This window comes from Bacillus sp. MMSF_3353 (assembly GCF_030733445.1).
In the GTDB taxonomy this organism is placed as follows: Bacteria; Bacillota; Bacilli; order Bacillales; family Bacillaceae_G; genus Bacillus_A; species Bacillus_A wiedmannii.
Map to the genome: position 1 here is coordinate 468,852 of NZ_JASHJA010000003.1, position 18,137 is coordinate 486,988.

At 36.1% G+C, this 18,137-nt stretch carries 19 protein-coding genes and 1 riboswitch; of the genes, 9 read left to right on the plus strand and 10 right to left on the minus strand.

The genetic code is table 11. The annotated features are described in order from the left end of the window. Positions 1 to 308: 308 nt before the first annotated feature. The 3 genes from RBB48_RS10485 to RBB48_RS10495 form a co-directional block, all read right to left on the minus strand. Positions 309 to 1,637 carry a (Fe-S)-binding protein gene (locus RBB48_RS10485; RefSeq protein ID WP_088062555.1) on the minus strand — a complete coding sequence of 443 codons (1,329 nt, stop codon included), beginning with the start codon at positions 1,635 to 1,637 and terminating at the stop codon, positions 309 to 311. Continuing rightward, positions 1,634 to 3,046: a glycolate oxidase subunit GlcD gene (glcD, locus tag RBB48_RS10490; RefSeq protein WP_088062557.1), complete on the minus strand. Its 1,413-nt coding sequence runs from the start codon at positions 3,044 to 3,046 to the stop codon at positions 1,634 to 1,636. Before glcD ends, RBB48_RS10485 begins: the two co-directional genes overlap by 4 nt. 117 nt (positions 3,047 to 3,163) lie before the next feature. Further along, positions 3,164 to 4,279: a CdaR family transcriptional regulator gene (locus RBB48_RS10495; RefSeq protein WP_088062558.1), complete on the minus strand. Its 1,116-nt coding sequence runs from the start codon at positions 4,277 to 4,279 to the stop codon at positions 3,164 to 3,166. Between the two features lie 136 nt (positions 4,280 to 4,415). On the opposite strand from RBB48_RS10495, the gene RBB48_RS10500 reads away from it, so the two are divergent. From RBB48_RS10500 to RBB48_RS10540, 9 genes are all read left to right on the plus strand, one after another. Beyond that, on the plus strand, positions 4,416 to 5,390 hold the full coding sequence (locus tag RBB48_RS10500; protein WP_097906771.1) for a YncE family protein: 975 nt from the start codon (positions 4,416 to 4,418) through the stop codon (positions 5,388 to 5,390). Beyond that, positions 5,383 to 6,054: a response regulator transcription factor gene (locus RBB48_RS10505; protein WP_088062562.1), complete on the plus strand. Its 672-nt coding sequence runs from the start codon at positions 5,383 to 5,385 to the stop codon at positions 6,052 to 6,054. Before RBB48_RS10500 ends, RBB48_RS10505 begins: the two co-directional genes overlap by 8 nt. Positions 6,055 to 6,057: 3 nt before the next feature. Continuing rightward, positions 6,058 to 7,458, plus strand: a complete 1,401-nt coding sequence (locus tag RBB48_RS10510) for a sensor histidine kinase (protein WP_000494801.1) — start codon at positions 6,058 to 6,060, stop codon at positions 7,456 to 7,458. A 227-nt stretch (positions 7,459 to 7,685) separates the two neighbouring features. After that, entirely contained in the window at positions 7,686 to 8,375 is a 690-nt protein-coding gene (locus RBB48_RS10515; RefSeq protein WP_255256195.1) for a FadR/GntR family transcriptional regulator, read from the plus strand. Positions 8,376 to 8,543: 168 nt separating this feature from the next. Beyond that, positions 8,544 to 9,263 carry a (Fe-S)-binding protein gene (locus RBB48_RS10520; protein ID WP_000869144.1) on the plus strand — a complete coding sequence of 240 codons (720 nt, stop codon included), beginning with the start codon at positions 8,544 to 8,546 and terminating at the stop codon, positions 9,261 to 9,263. Positions 9,264 to 9,279: 16 nt separating this feature from the next. Then, positions 9,280 to 10,701, plus strand: a complete 1,422-nt coding sequence (locus RBB48_RS10525; RefSeq protein ID WP_000061936.1) for a LutB/LldF family L-lactate oxidation iron-sulfur protein — start codon at positions 9,280 to 9,282, stop codon at positions 10,699 to 10,701. Then, positions 10,701 to 11,411, plus strand: coding sequence for a LutC/YkgG family protein (locus tag RBB48_RS10530; protein ID WP_000147203.1), 711 nt, complete (start codon positions 10,701 to 10,703; stop codon positions 11,409 to 11,411). Before RBB48_RS10525 ends, RBB48_RS10530 begins: the two co-directional genes overlap by 1 nt. Before the next feature lie 112 nt (positions 11,412 to 11,523). Further along, positions 11,524 to 12,246, plus strand: coding sequence for a prepilin peptidase (locus RBB48_RS10535; protein WP_000495731.1), 723 nt, complete (start codon positions 11,524 to 11,526; stop codon positions 12,244 to 12,246). Positions 12,247 to 12,260: 14 nt separating this feature from the next. After that, the gene (locus tag RBB48_RS10540; RefSeq protein ID WP_048545036.1) at positions 12,261 to 12,572 is read left to right on the plus strand and encodes a cyclic-phosphate processing receiver domain-containing protein; all 312 of its coding nucleotides are present in this window, start codon (positions 12,261 to 12,263) and stop codon (positions 12,570 to 12,572) included. A 27-nt stretch (positions 12,573 to 12,599) separates the two neighbouring features. Here the strand turns inward: RBB48_RS10540 and RBB48_RS10545 are convergent, their stop codons facing one another. The 7 genes from RBB48_RS10545 to phaQ form a co-directional block, all read right to left on the minus strand. Continuing rightward, positions 12,600 to 13,451, minus strand: a complete 852-nt coding sequence (locus RBB48_RS10545; protein WP_048545034.1) for a formate/nitrite transporter family protein — start codon at positions 13,449 to 13,451, stop codon at positions 12,600 to 12,602. A 201-nt stretch (positions 13,452 to 13,652) separates the two neighbouring features. Further along, entirely contained in the window at positions 13,653 to 14,447 is a 795-nt protein-coding gene (locus RBB48_RS10550) for a TerC family protein (protein WP_000383317.1), read from the minus strand. A 90-nt stretch (positions 14,448 to 14,537) separates the two neighbouring features. Next, positions 14,538 to 14,703: riboswitch (yybP-ykoY riboswitch) on the minus strand. 38 nt (positions 14,704 to 14,741) lie between these two features. After that, positions 14,742 to 16,061: a TrkH family potassium uptake protein gene (locus RBB48_RS10555; protein WP_087984798.1), complete on the minus strand. Its 1,320-nt coding sequence runs from the start codon at positions 16,059 to 16,061 to the stop codon at positions 14,742 to 14,744. Between the two features lie 114 nt (positions 16,062 to 16,175). Next, the gene (locus tag RBB48_RS10560; protein WP_000241212.1) at positions 16,176 to 16,361 is read right to left on the minus strand and encodes an alpha/beta-type small acid-soluble spore protein; all 186 of its coding nucleotides are present in this window, start codon (positions 16,359 to 16,361) and stop codon (positions 16,176 to 16,178) included. Positions 16,362 to 16,508: 147 nt separating this feature from the next. After that, positions 16,509 to 16,952, minus strand: coding sequence for a MaoC family dehydratase (locus RBB48_RS10565; protein WP_001067916.1), 444 nt, complete (start codon positions 16,950 to 16,952; stop codon positions 16,509 to 16,511). Between the two features lie 101 nt (positions 16,953 to 17,053). Next, positions 17,054 to 17,578, minus strand: a complete 525-nt coding sequence (phaP, locus tag RBB48_RS10570) for a polyhydroxyalkanoic acid inclusion protein PhaP (protein WP_000448583.1) — start codon at positions 17,576 to 17,578, stop codon at positions 17,054 to 17,056. 42 nt (positions 17,579 to 17,620) lie between these two features. Continuing rightward, the gene (gene phaQ / locus RBB48_RS10575) at positions 17,621 to 18,073 is read right to left on the minus strand and encodes a poly-beta-hydroxybutyrate-responsive repressor (protein WP_000903018.1); all 453 of its coding nucleotides are present in this window, start codon (positions 18,071 to 18,073) and stop codon (positions 17,621 to 17,623) included. Positions 18,074 to 18,137: the final 64 nt, after the last annotated feature.

An 18,137-nucleotide genomic window follows, 5' to 3' on the forward strand; every position in this document is an offset into this window, starting at 1 on the left:
GAAAAGAGGAAAAATAAGAGAAACATAGAGTATAAAAGGAATTTTCAGCATTTTTATACTTGGTTTTAAGAGGGGTATTTTGGATGAATTTACCTAAACAGAAAATGAAGAATCCTATTGTATCAATGGTTTGAGAGTTTTTTTTAGGAATATACTGGATTGATTTTTACAAAACTGTAATGTATCTGTTGTTCTTTTTTATAATAAAGTAACATATTTTTAATATTGTAGCGGACAAAAAAGCGGCTATCTCTTTACATAGACGAAGGAGATAGCCGTTTTCCTATTATTACGTATGTTACGAGTTATTACGAGTTGGTTTCAATTGCTTCTAATAATAAATCTACAATGTGAATTCCTCTCATTTTATGAGAAAGTCCTTCTCGTTCAATGCCTAATTTCATTTGTAGTAGACAACCTGGATTTGCAGTAACAATAGTTGCTGCTTCTGTTTCATGTACACGGTCCATTTTATAATCTAGAAATTCCATGGATAGTTCTGAATGAACAATATTGTAAATACCAGCAGAACCACAGCAGCGATCCGCATCTTTCATTTCACGATATGTTGCGCCTTGAATTGCTTCTAGTAACATACGAGGTTCTGAAGATGTTCGCATAACATTGCGTAAATGACAAGAGTCTTGATACGTAATAATTTGCGATGGAAGTCGTAAGTCATTTCGTTTATGGAAATCTAGTTCTACTAGAATAGCAGTAATATCTTTAATTTTAGAAACAAACTGCTTTGCGCGTTCAGCCCACTGTGGATCATCTTTTAAAAGATAATCGTAGTCTACGAGGTAAGCTCCGCAACCACCTGCATTCGTAATAATATAGTCAATATTTAAATCTTCGAATGCTTTTATATTTCGTTTCGCTAATTCTTTCGCTCCGCTCTTTTCACCAGCATGCCCATGTAATGCACCGCAGCAACTTTGTGTTTTCGGAATAACGATATCACAACCAGCTAACTGAAGAAGTTTCATTGTTGCGTTATTTGTTTCTAAAAACATCGTATCCATTAAACAGCCTGTGAAGAATGCAACTTGTTTCTTTTTTGTACTTTCAGCAGGTAAAAATGCAGGACGATCTTTCATTGCTTTCATTTTAGGGACTTTTGGTAAAACGAGATCCATTGTTGCAAGTGTTTCAGGGAATAACTTCATAATACCCATTTTATGTGTTAGTGTTTGTAAACCAGAACGTTGGTAAAATCCGATTAACCCTGTTAATGTTCTCATTCGATTTTGATGCGGGAAGAGCCCTTCAAAAACGACTTTACGAACGGCTCTCACTGGCACCGAGAACTTTTTGTTTTGATTAATAATATTACGAGCTTCTTCTAATAAATGTCCGTAATTTACACCTGATGGACAAACAGGTTCACAAGCACGGCAGCCAAGGCAAACATTCAATGTATTTTCAACATCTTCATCTGGTTCAATTAAACCGTCAACGACCGCTTTCATTAATGCAATACGTCCTCGTGGTGAATGTGATTCTTTATATCCAGATTGAATGTAAGTAGGACAAGTAGGTAAACAGAAACCGCATCGCATACAGTTTAGTAGTTCATCTTCACTTAATCTTTCTTTAAATTCTTTTTGAATGTTTTCTTTATTTAATGTTGTCATCGCTCAACCACCACTCTTTTGCGAGTGTCTTTCGCGAACATCTTGCCAGGGTTCATAATGTTATTTGGATCGAAGGCTTGTTTAATTCCTTGCATGGCAGCAATACCTTCTTTACCTAATTTCATTTCTAAATAAGGAGCTTTCATCGCACCAATACCATGTTCACCAGTAATTGTGCCACCAAGTTCAATTGCTTTCGCAAATATTTCAGCAAAAGCTTGTTCAGCTCGGTGCATCTCTTCTTCATTACGAGCATCTGTCATACAAGTTGGGTGTAGGTTGCCATCGCCAGCATGCCCAAACGTACAAATAGGAATATTATATTTTTTTGCAATGGCATTAATAGCTTCAACCATCGGAGCTATTTGTGAGCGTGGTACCGTTGCATCTTCTAATATTGTAGTAGGTTTTAATCTTGCAAGTGCTGATAGTGCACTACGGCGAGCTGTCCGAAGCGCATCTGCTTCCGCTTCATCTTTTGCAATGCGAACATCGACTGCATTCATAGAGCGGCAAACGTTAGCCATTTTTTCAATATCTCGATGGACAACTTCAGGTGGACCGTCTTGTTCAATTAATAAAATTGCTTTTACATCAGTTGGTAAACCGATTTGTGCAAACTCTTCTACTACTTCAATTGTCGGCTGGTCTAAAAACTCAAGTGTCGCTGGAATGATTTTATTTGCAATAATAGAAGAAACAGCACGTGCAGCTTCATTAATATCTTCATATAGTGCAAGCATCGTTTTCTTCGTTTCAGGCATAGGAACAAGTTTTAATATTGCTTCTGTTACGACGCCAAGTGTTCCTTCAGAACCGATAAATAAACGAGTTAAATCGTAACCGGCTACATCTTTTGCTAATTTACCGCCAGTACGAATAATATCGCCATTTGGTAAGACAAGTTCAAGACCCATCACATAATCACGTGTTACGCCATATTTTAATCCGCGTAATCCACCTGAGTTTTCATTAATGTTACCGCCGATTGTAGAAATTTTCATCGAGCTTGGATCTGGTGGATAAAATAAACCTTTTTCTTCTACCGCTTTAATAATATCAAGTGTAATTACACCAGCTTGTACAGTAATTGTTAAATTCTCTTCATCAATTTCTAAAATGTTATTCATATGGCGGAAGATAAGGACGATACCGCCTTCAAGTGGACATGTCCCCGCGCAAAGGTTTGTTCCAGAACCACGAACATATACAGGAATTTTGTGAGTGTTACATATTTTTAACACTTCAGCTACTTCATTTGTATTACGAGGAGCAATGACTGCATCAGGCATTGCTTGGAAGTTTGGAGTGGCATCATAACTATACGTTAAACGCCCCATATTGGATGTATCTACATTATCTTCACCAACAATGGATACGAATGAATGAATAATTTGCTTTTCTAACATTGGAAATCCCCCTCAAACTGTTAACGTATTTAGTCATCATAAAAAACGTTGTAACAGTGCTTTCATTATAATGATAAAAAAGTTGAGGGATTCTTTCTATGTATAATCATCTAAAGATTAATCTTTTTTATCATTCTTTTTTGTTTGATTATCTAATAAGAGGAGCGAGAAGTATAAAATGTTTAAGTCTTTGAATTGTTTCGGGTCAAGTCCTGTATGCTCCTCAATCTTTTTAAGTCTGTAATGCAATGTGTTAATGTGTATATGTAATTGTTCAGCTGTTTGTTTATAGGATTGGTTATAATCAATAAATAAGCGTAAAGTGTGCATAAGCTCAGGAGATGATAGTAAGTTTTCGATAGTACGCCTTAGAAACTGTTCCCGCGTTTCAGCAGAAATATCTTGTAAGCACATTTCTAAACGTAAATCTTCATTAAATACAATTTTTTTCGTTTCAAGTGATACGGAAAGAGCTTGTAATGCTTGTTCGTACGATAAGTTCATATTGCTTGGTGTAACGGATTGTCCAATCCCAATATATAAAGGAATAGAAAACAAAGTTTCACAGTCTTGTTTTAATCTTTTTAAAAATTGATACGTTTGCTCTTTGGAGTTTGTGGCTGTAAATAAAATGAATCGATCATTTCCCCAACGAACAAATAGATGCTCCTTTGTTAATAGATTGCGTACGTGTTGCCAAATCTTACGCTGAAGCATCGTGTCATTTTGATCGATAGAGAACAAAATAAGTTGTTTCTTCTTATATAAATCAATACCAAGTGTTTTTGCGCGATCGAGAAAGCTTGGAGACCAGTCTGTATTTTGAAGCCAATCAAAGACAAATGCTTCATAAGAACGGTGTTCAAGTTCTAGTTGTTCTAAAAAGTAGTTTTCGTGAATGAGTAGTTCGGTCATTTTACGTAATATTTCTCCGTATTGTGAAATGTTTTCAGGTTCGCCTGTAATTCCAATGACACCAATTACTTCGTCATGAAATAGTAAGGGGAGGTTCATACCCGCCTTTACGCCTTGCAAACGTCGTTCATCTTCTTTTGTAATAATGACAGTTTTCTTTTGTTTTGCGCATCGGAGTGCACCTTCATGAAATTGGCCGATTCTTTCTACATCTGTACTTGCGATAATAACGCCTTGTATATTAATGATAATGATATTTTCTTTAATTAATCTGCGTACTTCTCGTACAATTTTATTCGCTAAATCAGGAAAAAGCATAATTTGCACACCTCAAATTCTATTTGTTGTACATTATATATGTAAATGAAGTAAGAAAGGAAAATTTCACAATTTCCACACATTTATTTGTTATTTTACAATTATAACGAAATCATCCGAAGATGGAGGGAATCTTTTGAGAAAGTATGTTTTTCTTCTCTGTTTTTTATTTCTATTAGTAGGGTGTCAAGGAAGTTCATATACACCGATTGCTAAAGATAAAAGTGTTATTATAACAACGAATATAAAAGAAGGTAGTATTAGTTTTGTTGATGAAAAAACTAAAAAGTTAATTACGACATGGGAACTTAATGAACCAATGGCAGGAGTTGCACTACTTCCAAACGGTGAGGACATACTTGTATATGGCAAGCAGTTAGAGTACATGTATGTATATTCACTAGCAGAAGGAAGGCAAGTGGACAAATATAAAACGGGAAAAGGCATTGTAAATGTGATTGTATCCGAGGATAAAAAACAATTATTTGCTGCCGATCAAACTGCCCAAAAGGTAAGGTTCTTTACGATAAAAGGGAAAGAGACAGGGAGTGTATCAACAGGAAAAGGACCAATTACGATGGTAGAGCACGATAACCAGTTATCTGTATTAAACTTTTATGATACGAAGCTAACGACCATTGATACAAAGAAAAAAGAAGTGATACAATCCTTTATGATTCCCCCAGCATCAACGGGAGCGACAATTAGCCCAGATGGGAAAGAAATATGGATTGGCGGACATGGTGATGGAAATCAAGTCAATGAAAAAGTATTAGTGTATTCATTGCAGAGCGGAGAAATGGTACGTTCTTTACATGCTCCGTTTATGCCTGTGAATATAACGAAGGATAATAAGAATGTATATGCATTAAGTCACGGTTCGAATACGCTTAGAAAGTTTGATGTTAGCACGTATAAAGAGGTGGCTTCTGTAGAAGTAGGATCGAATCCATTTGCATTTTTGAAGAGCGGAGCAGAAGGATACGTAGCAAGCTATGATAGTGATGAAGTGTGTGTCATGGATATGAAGAGCTTGAAAATAAAACGAACAATTAAAGTCGGAAAAGGGCCGTTTCAACTCATAGAGAGGGAAGGGAAGGACAATGAGTAAATATAGGGTGCTAGTTGTAGATGATGAAAGTGATATGAGGCAGCTTGTTGGAATGTACTTAGATAATTTCGGATACGAGTGGGGAGAAGCTGAAAATGGAAAAGAGGCTCTAAAAAAATTAGAGACTGATCATTATGATTTCGTTGTATTAGATATTATGATGCCAGAGATGGATGGACTTTCAGTTTGTAAAGAAATTAGAAAAACGTCGGATGTACCAATTATATTTTTAACAGCAAAAGGTGAAGAGTGGAATAGGGTGAACGGCTTGCGTATGGGAGCAGATGATTATATTGTAAAGCCTTTTAGTCCTGGAGAACTAATTGCTCGTATGGAAGCTGTGCTAAGACGTTATACAAAGCAAGAGCAACAAGAAGAGATTCGGTTTGGACCGATACTTATTAATGAAAAAAGTAGGAAGATTGAGGCTGATGGTGAGCCGATTTCTCTTACAGTAAAAGAGTTTGATTTACTCTATTTTCTTTGCCAACATACGGGACAAGTATTTAGCCGGGAACAATTGCTGGAAAAGGTATGGGGATATGATTATGCCGGAAGTACAAGAACAGTGGATACGCACGTGAAAACGATGCGTTTGAAGCTTGGAGAAAGTGGAAACTACATTCAAACGGTTTGGGGTGTAGGCTATAAATTTGAGGTGTAACGTATGTTTACGATGGTACAGAAGCTTTGGCTTACAGTAGTATGTGCAGTATGTGTAACAGTTTCCTTTCTTTATTTTGTATCTTTATACTCGTATGAAAAACTATACGTTGATAATTTAAAAGATTCATTAGTAATGGAAGGGAAACGTCTTGCTGCGCAATATGATAAGCGTGAAGGAATAGCAACTTTTGAAGAGAAAGTAAGAGCATTTGATCAAATATCTAGTTCAGATGTTCTTTTCGTATCTAATCCGCGTGATTTAAGCGCGTGTTTACCTTTTGATGTGCATCATCATTCTCTTATAAGTGAAGGGGACAGGCAAGCATTATTAGATGGAAAAACTGTGACAAAGATAGGGTATGAGGAACATTTTGACCGAAATATTATGGGGGTTGTCATCCCTGTTTTAGAAAATAAAAAGTTAGTTGGCATTGTATATTCTTATATTCCTTTAAAAAGTATAAAAGACTTAATATATGATATGGGCCTTATTTTAGCACCATTAGCACTTGCTATGACTTTACTGACAATATGGATTGGTAGAAAGATTATTATTGCTATTACGAGACCGCTTTCGCAAATGGAACGAGTTGCCAATCATTTGGCTACGGGAGATTTCTCAGAACGGATTACAATTTCTTCCGAAGATGAAATTGGACGATTAGGAAAAGCATTTAATAAAATGGCAAATTCTTTAGAGACAGAAGACGTAAAGCGTAAGGAATTTTTAGCTAACGTTTCGCATGAACTAAGAACACCGCTTAGTTATATAAAAGGATATAGTGAAGCTATTTTAGATGGTGTAGCGAAGGGACCACAGCAGGAAAAAGTAACACAGCTCATTCATAAAGAAGCGGGTCGTATGCAGCGTCTCGTTCATGATTTATTAGATTTAGCACAATTAGAAGGTGAACATTTTCCGTTAAAGAAACAACCTATCGTTTTTTCACAACTGATTGAAGATGTGTTAGATACGTATGAGATTAAGTTTATAGAAAAGAAAATTCGTATTTCAACAAATTTAAATCCAGAAATCATTGTAATGATTGATGAGGATCGTATGCAACAAGTGCTTCATAACGTGTTAGATAATGCGATACGGTATACAAATCAAAATGGGGATATTGTGATAACACTCAGGCAGATAGATGATTACTGTGAATTAAACATAAAAGATACAGGAATCGGTATTGAAACAGAGCATTTAGAAAATCTTGGTGAACGTTTTTACCGCGTTGATAAAGCGAGAAGTCGTCAACATGGTGGAACAGGTTTAGGCCTTGCCATTGTCAGACAAATTGTTCATATACATGATGGACAGTGGCGAATTGAAAGTGAAAAAGGGCATGGAACGACGGTTAGTATTAAATTGAAAATACAAGTTGAAGAAAGCATGTTCTAACGTGAAGGACATGCTTTTCTTCATGAGTGCAATGAATAGAGGAATAATTATAAATTAATATCAAATAAATATTAAAAATTTGACGATTTTATGAACAAAACATTTGTACTTCTTACCAATTCGTTCTAAAATAGTTATGATGCAAAGTTCTTATAAATCGTTTCAATTGTTGTTTGGAAGATACTGAGGTGATTTAACTGGAGTACAAATCTATTAAACCGAAAAAGATTTACGAAGAAGTATCTGAAGCTATTTTAACAATGATTAAAAATGGTACGTTAAAACCTGGTGACAAACTACTTCCTGTACATCAATTAGCTGAGCAGTTTCAAGTGGGTAGATCTGCTGTTCGAGAAGCGCTAAGTGCGCTAAGAGCAATGGGCTTAATTGAGATGAAACAAGGAGAAGGTACATATGTGAAGAATTTCGATTCTTCTTCATTAACAAAATCATTAAACAATAAATTATTAATGAAGAAAGAAGATATTTTAAACTTATTAGAAGTACGAAAGGTGCTTGAAGTGGGGGCAGTTCGAGCAGCTGCGGCAAAACGTACGGAAGATAATTTGCAAAATATGAAGCATTGGTTAGATGAAATGGTAAAGAGCATTGGAGATGAAAAGGCTGGCGAAAAAGCAGATTTTCAGTTCCATATGGGAATTGCGGAGTCTTCGCATAACAACATTTTGCTTGAACTCATGAATCACGTTTCAGAGATGATTGCTGAAACGATTGGTGAATCAAGACGCATTATTTTATATGGTGAACAAACAACATCAGAACGACTTATAGAAGAGCATCAAGTTATATATGATGCAGTGTTAAAGCAAGATGTAGAATTAGCGCAGCAAGCAATGCTAGATCATTTAACAAATGTAGAACATATTGTCACAGGTAAAAACGATATAAATTCGTAATTTAATCTTTTAAAAATCAAATTTTTTGATAAAATAGAGAAAGATTAAGTAAGCGTTTTCTTTAGAAGAGGGAGAGGATAGGCCATGGTTGAGCCTACTTCTTCTTTCCTTAGTCATCTGATGACCATACGTTTGTTGGTGGAGTTGTAAAAAGGGGGAGTAATAATTATGAAAGTTACTTTATTTGTTACTTGTTTAGTCGATATGTTTGAAACAAACGTCGGCAAAGCAACAGTTGAAGTGTTGGAGCGTTTAGGTTGTGAAATTGAATTTCCAGAAGCACAAGTTTGTTGTGGTCAGCCTGCTTATAATAGCGGCCATGTAGAAGCAGCAAAAGAAGCGATGAAACATATGATTGAAACTTTCGAAGATGCAGAATATATCGTTACACCATCTGGTTCTTGTGCGACAATGTTTCATGAGTATCCGCATGTTTTTAAAGATGATCCGAAGTGGGCTAAACGTGCGCAAAAGGTTGCTGATAAAACATATGAATTTACACAATTTATTGTAGATGTTTTAAAAGTGACAGATGTTGGTGCAAGCTTACCAGGGATAGCTACTATTCATAAATCTTGTCATATGACACGCCTGCTTGGAGTAAAAGAGGCACCAGGAATTTTATTATCAAACGTAAAAGGATTAACTGTGAGAGAACTGCCAAACGAACAAAATTGTTGTGGGTTTGGGGGAACGTTTTCAGTGAAGATGACTCCAATTTCTGAGCAAATGGTAGATGAGAAGGTAGATAGTGCAATGGAAACAGGTGCTGATTATTTAATCGGTGCAGATTGTGGGTGTTTGTTAAACATTGGCGGACGTATTGAGCGTTTAGGAAAAGAAATAAAAGTAATGCATATTGCTGAGGTACTAAATAGTCGCTCATGAAGGGGGAACATAAGCTATGTCTATGAAAATCAGTGAGAAAAAATTTAATGATCGCGTTGGCGATGGAATTCAAGATTCTTTTATGCGCGGAGCAGTATCTTCTGCGCAAACCCGCTTATATACGAATCGCTTAAAAGCAGCGGAAGAATTAGGAAATTGGGAAGAGTGGCGTGAACTAGGTGAACAAATTCGCCAACATACGTTAGAAAATCTTGATTATTACTTAATGCAGTTAAGTGAAAATGTATCAAAAAGAGGCGGACATGTGTACTTTGCGAAAACGAAAGAGGAAGCAGCAAAGTATATTCAAGACGTTGCAAAAAAGAAACAAGCGAAGAAAGTTGTAAAATCAAAATCAATGGTAACTGAAGAAATTAGTATGAATCATGCCCTTGAAGAGATTGGTTGTGAAGTGTTAGAAAGTGACTTAGGAGAGTATATCTTGCAAGTAGATAACGATCCACCTTCACATATTATTGCGCCCGCACTTCATAAAAACAGAACGCAAATTCGTGATGTATTTAAAGAAAAGCTTGGCTATGAAAATTCTGATGATCCATATGAAATGACAAAGTTTGTTCGTAAACAACTTCGTGAGAAATTTATGGATGCAGAAATTGGTGTGACAGGTTGTAACTTTGCAGTTGCAAATACTGGCTCTCTTTGTTTAGTAACGAACGAAGGTAATGCCGATCTTGTTATGTCGATTCCGAAAACTCAAATTGCAGTAATGGGTATGGAACGTATGGTTCCGACAATGGAAGAATTAGATGTTTTAGTTGGTTTACTATGTCGTAGTGCAGTAGGGCAAAAATTAACAAGTTATGTAACTGTAGCGGGACCAATCCAAGAAGAGGAAGTAGATGGACCAGAAGAATTCCACTTAGTTGTTGTTGATAATGGCCGCTCTCAAATTCTCGGGTCTGAATTCCGCTCAGTATTGCAATGTATTCGTTGTGCTGCTTGTGTTAACGTATGTCCTGTATATCGTCACGTTGGTGGACATTCGTATGGTTCTATATACTCAGGACCAATCGGTGCGGTATTAACACCACTTTTAGGTGGATACGATGATTACAAAGAGCTTCCATATGCCTCTAGTTTATGCGGAGCGTGTACAGAAGCTTGTCCAGTAAAAATACCATTGCATGATTTATTATTAAAACATCGTCAAGTAATTGTTGAGCAAGAAGGACGTGCACCACTTGCAGAAAAATTAGCAATGAAAATGTTTAGTATGGGTGCATCTTCAGCAGCTTTATATAAAATGGGATCAAAAATGGCGCCAGCAGCAATGAGTCCATTTACATCTGGCAACCGTGTATCAAAAGGTGTTGGGCCACTTAAAAACTGGACAGATATTCGTGAATTCCCGGCTCCAAGTAAAGAACGATTCCGTGATTGGTATAAAGATCATAAGAAAGGCGGGGACAAATAATGACAGGATTAATTCAAAACCGTGAGTCCTTTCTAGATAATATTGCAAAAGAACTTGGACGTGAGCGGAAAACGGAAGGCGTAAAGCGTCCAGCATGGAAAAGTAATGTGAATGTAGAAACGCTAAAAGATTATTCAAAAGAAGAATTGTTAGAAGTATTTAAAAATCAATGTACAAACATTCATACAACTGTAGTGGAAACGACAAACGACCGTTTACGTGAAGATATTCAAAAAGTAATCGTGGAAAACGGCGGGGGACCTATTATGTTATCGGCAGACGAACGTTTTGATTCTTATGGATTGACTTCTTTATTTAAAGAAGAGCTTCCAAAGCAAAATGTTGAAGTGAATGTATGGGATCCTGAGAAAAAAGAAGAGAATATGCGTATCGCAGAAAGAGCGAATATTGGAATCGCATTTAGTGATTATACTTTAGCTGAATCTGGTACGATTGTTGTACAAAGTCATAAAGGCCAAGGTCGTTCTTTACACTTTTTACCGACTGTATACTTTGCTATTATTCCACGTGAAACACTTGTGCCTCGTATTACACAAGCAGTTCAGGATATGAACACACGTGTAGAAAATGGCGAGGCAGTAGCATCTTGTATTAACTTTATTACAGGACCTAGTAACTCGGCAGATATTGAAATGAATCTTGTTGTCGGAGTACACGGACCATTAAAAGCAGTATATTTCATCGTATAAAAGAGGGGAAAGCAGGCCAGAAAATGGCCTGCTTTTTTAATAGAATAGAAATAATATGAAGTAGAATTTCTCTCCTTTTTTTGCTATGTTCTTCTGGAAAGGAGAGGAAGGGATGTTCACTTATTTATATGCATTGTTAGTGGGGATGGTGTTTGGTTCTTTTTTTATGTTAATTGCGATGAGAGTACCACTTGGTGAGTCTATCATTACCCCTCGTTCACATTGTCATTATTGTAAGTATGTGCTAAAGCCAAAAGAATTGATTCCAATCATTTCTTTTTGTATACAAAGAGGACGTTGTACGAATTGTAAGAGGAAAATTTCAATTTTGTACGTAGTATTTGAACTTGTAACAGGAATGATATTTCTTCTTACTGTATATATGATTGGGGTGGAACGGGAGCTTATCATCATTTTATCGCTTTTTTCTCTACTTCTTATTATTTCAGTTACAGATTACATATATATGTTAATCCCCAATCGTATTTTAGCTTGGTTTGCCTGTTTACTCATTTTAGAATGTGTTTTTGTGCCGTTAGTGACTTGGACAGATAGTATAGTTGGTAGTGGCGTTATATTCATTTTGTTATATTGCATGCAAAAGATATATCCAGAAGGGCTTGGTGGAGGAGATATAAAATTACTTTCGTTACTTGGATTTATAGTGGGACTGAAAGGGATTTTTATGATCTTATTTTTAGCATCTTGCTTTAGTCTTTGTTTCTTTGGAGTTGGTATAGTATTAAAACGTATGAAAATGAGGAGCCAAATTCCGTTCGGTCCTTTTATTAGCCTTGGGGCAATATGTTACATGTTGGTCACGTATACAAAATAGAGAGAGGATAGAACATGAATGTATATATGGATGATCAAAGAAGTTGTCCGTACGGGTATGTGCCCGCCACTACAGTAGAATGTGCCTTGCAAATGGTTCGGGATTATGATGTGAATATTCTTTCCCTTGATTTTAATATGGGATGGGGGAAAAGAAATGGATTAGATTTTGTAGAGGCTTTTTGTAAAGAGGGTTTATATGTAAATGAAATTCACCTTCATACGAATGATGTCATCGGTATGCACAAGATGAAACAGAGAATTAATAAGGGAAAGGAAGAAGGCGAAATTAATCCGCACCTTGTTGTTAAATATGTGGGGAGCTAAAAACTCCAAAGTTTTACTTTGGAGTTTTTAATGTTTCATATGTGCTTGTAACGGAATGATTTCTTCTTGTTGAGCCGCTACTAATTCAGTTTCTTCTTGTTTCACGTCAGGTACTTTCTTTGTTAAGTAATGGTATACCATGCCGACAAAGACGGACCCGCCAATAATGTTACCGATTGTAACTGGAATTAAGTTATGAATAGCACCTGCAAAAGAAATTGTCTCCGGATGCGGTGAAACTAAAGATAGAGCAAACAGTGATAAGTTTGCAATGCTATGCTCGTAACCAGATAAGAAGAATGTGAAAACGAGTAGCATCATCATCATAATTTTTGCTGTATCACCTTTAACTTGAGAAGGTAAGAAACACGCAAGACATACAAGCCAGTTACATAAAATTGCTTTAAAGAATAATTGCATTGTAGGTGTATTCATTTTTCCTTCTACTACTTTATTCATGAAATGGCCGTGATCAATTGCTTCGAAAATTCCAGTTGCATAAAATAGTAAGGCAAAGAATAAAGCTCCAGCTAAATTCCCTGCATAACAAGCGACCCAGTTACGAAGTGTATCAGAAATCGTTGTTTCTTTTCTTAAAGTTGCTACAGTAAAGTACATTGTGTTTCCAGTAAACAATTCAGCACCGCCATATATAATAAGTACGAGGGCAATTCCGAAAAACATAGAAGCAGCTAAATAAGTTGCCGGTGAATCTGCAATGTGAAAAAAGTTACCTAATTTAAAACATAGTACAATAATAAAACCGATATAAATACCCGCAAGTGCGGCACGAATGAAATATTGCATCGGGTTTGTATCTAGCATTTGTTTTTTGCTCTTAGCCAGTTTGACAACATAATCTATTCCTTGCTCTAGCATGAGTAATACGCTCCTTTAGTACATCATCTATAAATACTCCTTATATGAATAAAGTACATGGAATTGTTCTTAGTTTCAATAAGTTTGTGCAATGTTTCACAAAAAGGACATACATATATTAAGAAAACGCTTACAAATGGTAGTATAATAGAATTTTTTCTGGACATTGAGAGGGGAAGGGAAAAAGAAAAAGCGCTGTAATTACAGCGCTTTTTCGTCTAAATTCTTTTCTACTTTTACTTCTACTTCTTTCGAGAAGAACCAACCGCCAACTGCGATTCCGACTAATACAATCCAGAATGTAAGCTTCCATAGTGTAGATTCTGGGAATGAATGCGGAATTACATTTAATGCAGGGTGTGCTAATGTATAAACTGCTAGTTTCACACCAACCCAACCTACAATTAAGAATGCTGCAGTTTCAAGTCCTGGTTTACGTTTTAAGATTTGTACGAAAGCAGTTGCTGCAAATCTCATGATGATTAACCCGATAAGTCCACCTACAAAGATAACAACGAATTGCCCAGTATCAAGACTACCAATTGTACCTAATCCTGTTTTTGGTAAAGTCATTGCTAACGCAACTGCAGCTAAAATTGAATCAACTGCGAAGGCGATATCAGCAACCTCAACTTTAAATACAGTCCACCAAAAGTTCTCTTGTTTTTTCTTTGCTTCTTTTTCTTCTGTTTCTTCATCCGTATTCTTTTTAACATACGTTTTAAATAAGTGATTACCAGCTATAAACATAAGGTAAATGGCACCGATTGCTTGCACTTGCCATACGTCGACTAAGAACGAGATCATAAATAACGATCCGAATCGGAAAACAAATGCCCCCGCTAATCCGTAAAATAATGCTTTCTTTCGTTTTTCTTCTGGTAAATGTTTTACCATAATTGCAAGAACGAGAGCGTTATCAGCCGCTAAAATCCCCTCTAGTGCAATTAGGATGAGTAATACCCAACCATACTCCAATAATAATGATACATCCATGTACATTCTCCTCTCATTTCTATAAGTACTAAATAAGTGAAGAATTTCCCCACTATTTAGTTTCCCCATACTCCTGCCTATTAACTTTGGAAGAATTTGGAAATTAATACAAAAAAGACCTCTGCCGTTAATAGGCAAAGGTCTTGCTAGACATATGTAATGAAAATGCCAACAAAGCCGGAAGAACTAAGTTCTACGTAATGACGACTTTGTTTCCAAGAAATATTCTTGGACGCTACTCCCCTTTGGAGATATGCTATTGTACTCTCATTATATGGATAATGTATACGGTTGTCAACCTGTTAAAATATCTTCATTCGGATATTTTATTTTTCGGTTCTTTTTACGTGCAAATGAAAAAGCCAATGTTAAAGGTCCCATTTTCCCAAAAAACATCATAAAGATGATAATAGCTTTTCCGATCATAGTTAAGTGTGGTGTGAAATTCATACTGAGACCGACAGTCCCAAATGCTGAAAATACTTCGAAAGCACTCATCAATAGAGGAACTCGCTCAGTAATACTTAAAATTAAAATAGCAAAAAAGATAAATGAAATGGAAATAATAGTGATGGTCAATGCTTTGACAATGAGAGTATCTTTAATAGATTTTTTAAAAACGACAATATCATCTTGTTCTTGTAAAAATTTAAATACCCCAAAAAACATGATTAAAAATGTTGTTAACTTAATTCCACCACCGGTTGAAGCACTACCAGCGCCAATAAACATAAGGAGCATCATTAATAGTAGGGAAGGCTTTGATAATGCAGAAATATCAACTGTATTAAACCCGGCAGTACGAGTTGAAACCGCCTGGAAATAAGCGGCCATTCCTTCTTCAAATGGGGTAAATCCTCTCATAGAAAGGGAATTGTGGAACTCGAATATAAAAATAAAAACAGTCGCAATAATATTGACGATTAGAGTAGAAGAGAGCATAAGTTTTGAGTGTAATGTAAGGTTTTTAAAATTTTTCTTTCTTTTTATATCTACGATTACTGTAAAACCAATCCCACCTAAAATAATGAGGGAGGAAATAACGAGATTGACAAGAATGCTATGAGAATGGGACATTAAATTATCGCTCCACACAGAAAAACCAGCATTGTTAAAAGCAGAGATCGAATGAAAAAAGCTATAATAGATCCCTTTAGCAATCCCGTATTTTGGTACCCATTCAAAAGAAAGAATCAAAGTAGCGATACATTCGACTGTAAAAGAGAATAAAAATAATGCTTTGGCAAGACGAATGACACCACCAATGTTCGTTTGGTTTAACGCTTGTTGCAGTAAAATTCGGTTTTGAAGACCAATTTTTCTGCCGAGCATAATCGCAATTAAAACGGCAAAGCTCATAATGCCAAGTCCCCCTACTTGTATAAGCGTTAAAATGACACACTGTCCAAACAAAGTAAATACTTTTCCGGTGTCTACAACACCAAGCCCAGTAACAGTACAAGCAGAAACTGTTGTAAATAAAGCGTCGATCCATGAAATAGAAGTTGTTGTAGCAATTGGTAGTTTTAATAAGCATGTACCGATAACTGATAACATAATAAAAGACAAAGTAAGAACACGGGGAGGACTCATGCTAATATTAATCCGTTTCATGTCACATATCGTTCCTTTCAGTTTGCTCTTACTAGTATGTGAAAAAGCACGATTATGTATGTTAAAAATAGAAAGAGGCAGAGAATATCTGCCTCTAAGCCATAGGTTATTGTATTATCCACGTAATTGTTGTTGAGCTAAAGCGACTAGTCGTTTCGTTACTTCACCGCCAACTGAACCGTTAGAACGAGATGCTGTATTAGAACCTAAGCTAACACCGAATTCTTGTGCGATTTCATATTTAAATTGTTCAAGCGCTTGTTCTGCACCTGGAACTAGTAATTTGTTTGTTTTTACCATGTTGATACACATCCTTATGAGTAGTCCAATTCAGCTAAATACTTATCTAAACTGGTAACGTTATTTTATGTGGAAACGACGTACTCATACGCGGAAGTAATCGGTGTGATTAGAAGTTATTGGATAGAAAAAAGAGTAGCAAATTTGCTACTCTTTTTTCAGTATTGTCGCTGTACCTTCCACGACAATATCATCGGATTGATTATATATGTTTGTTTGCAACGTAATGATTTTTTTATCGTCTCGTTTTTTAATGACTTCTGCCACAACGCGAAGTGTATCACCGATTTTGACAGGAGCACGGAATGAAACGTTTTGAGATAAATAAATCGTGTTTTTGCCAGGGAGTTTCGTTCCAAGAATCGTCGAAATGAAACTGGAAACGAGCATGCCATGAGCAATACGTTCTTTAAACATTGTCGTTTTTGCAAAAGAATCTAAAATATGAATAGGATTCACATCTCCAGTTAATTTTGCAAAATTAATAACGTCCTCATCCGTAATAGTTTTTGTAAGGGATGCTTGATCACCGACTTGAATCTCATCATAACGAAGCTCCGGAACAGTTTGTGCTTCTTGAAATGGATTCATTTTGGCCTCCTTCTTTTCCATATCGAAAAATGCTAGCCATCTTGATGTAGTAGGAGGAAGAAAGAGTTTTGTTTGTGCTGCAGTTAGCTCCCACATTTTTCTTACTTGATGGAAGTAAATAAATTTTTTGAGTTTTCCTCGAACTGCTTTGCGAGTTCTAGTTGTTTGGACTTGAACTCTCCCAAAAAAACTTCTAACTGTTTTTGAACCTCTTCACGTTGTAATTGTTGTTGTTCAATAAATTGTTTTGTTGTTTCTTCAAATTGACCGCTAGTTTGAGTAAGAATAGACAAAGATGTTTTCGTAGGAGAAACAGTCAGTTGGTGCATTTGATTAGAAAGTTCATTCCATTTCCCTTGCCACTCGTTAATTTGATCATTTAAGGAGTTTCCAGTTAATTGCTTCACGTAATCTGTATATTGGTTATTGAACTGAGCAGTGAATTGTTGTAGTTCTTTTTCTAGTTCATCTACTCCTGATGTTAATTTATGCAAAGCGTCTTGTTGTTGTTTTAAAGTTTCTAAAGTAAGTTGCTCTAATTGTTTCCCAGCTGAAGAGAAGAGGGAAAGAGATTGAGACCAGTTTTTCCAAAATGCATCGACTAATTCGTATGGTTTAGTTTCCATTGTTTGACCTCCAAATGTTTTTTTGCATATTGTGAACGCAGATTACTCTGCTGTACCACCAGGTGAAGATGAAGAATCCTTTTCATCCTTTTCTGGAGAAGTAGAAAATGGAAAGAACGCATTGGTGTATAACGTAAAAAACGTCCGCAACATATTTTGATAATGTTCAAAAGAAGTTGCACATGTTGTTAAATATTGCTCTCCATATTCTGTTAAAGAATAAATTCGTTTCGCTGGCCCGCCTTCACTTGTATCCCAAGTGGAAGAAATGAGATTTTCTTTTTCTAACTTGCGCAATGTTCTATACACATTACCTTGGTCAACAGAAGAAAAGCCGATGTCCATTAGCATTTGAATGAGTTTGTAACCATGAAGACTCCAGTCTTTTAGACAGAGAAGTAAGAAAGGAACTAAGAAGTTTTTGGGCATGGAGTTTGGTTGTTTCGCTTGGTTTTTTTCCAAACTTTCTGGGTGTTCTGGTTCATTATGTAGCATGATTGTGCATCACCTCATGAATCAGTTAGATGGAATTTTTTTGCTTATAAGTGCAATTTACACC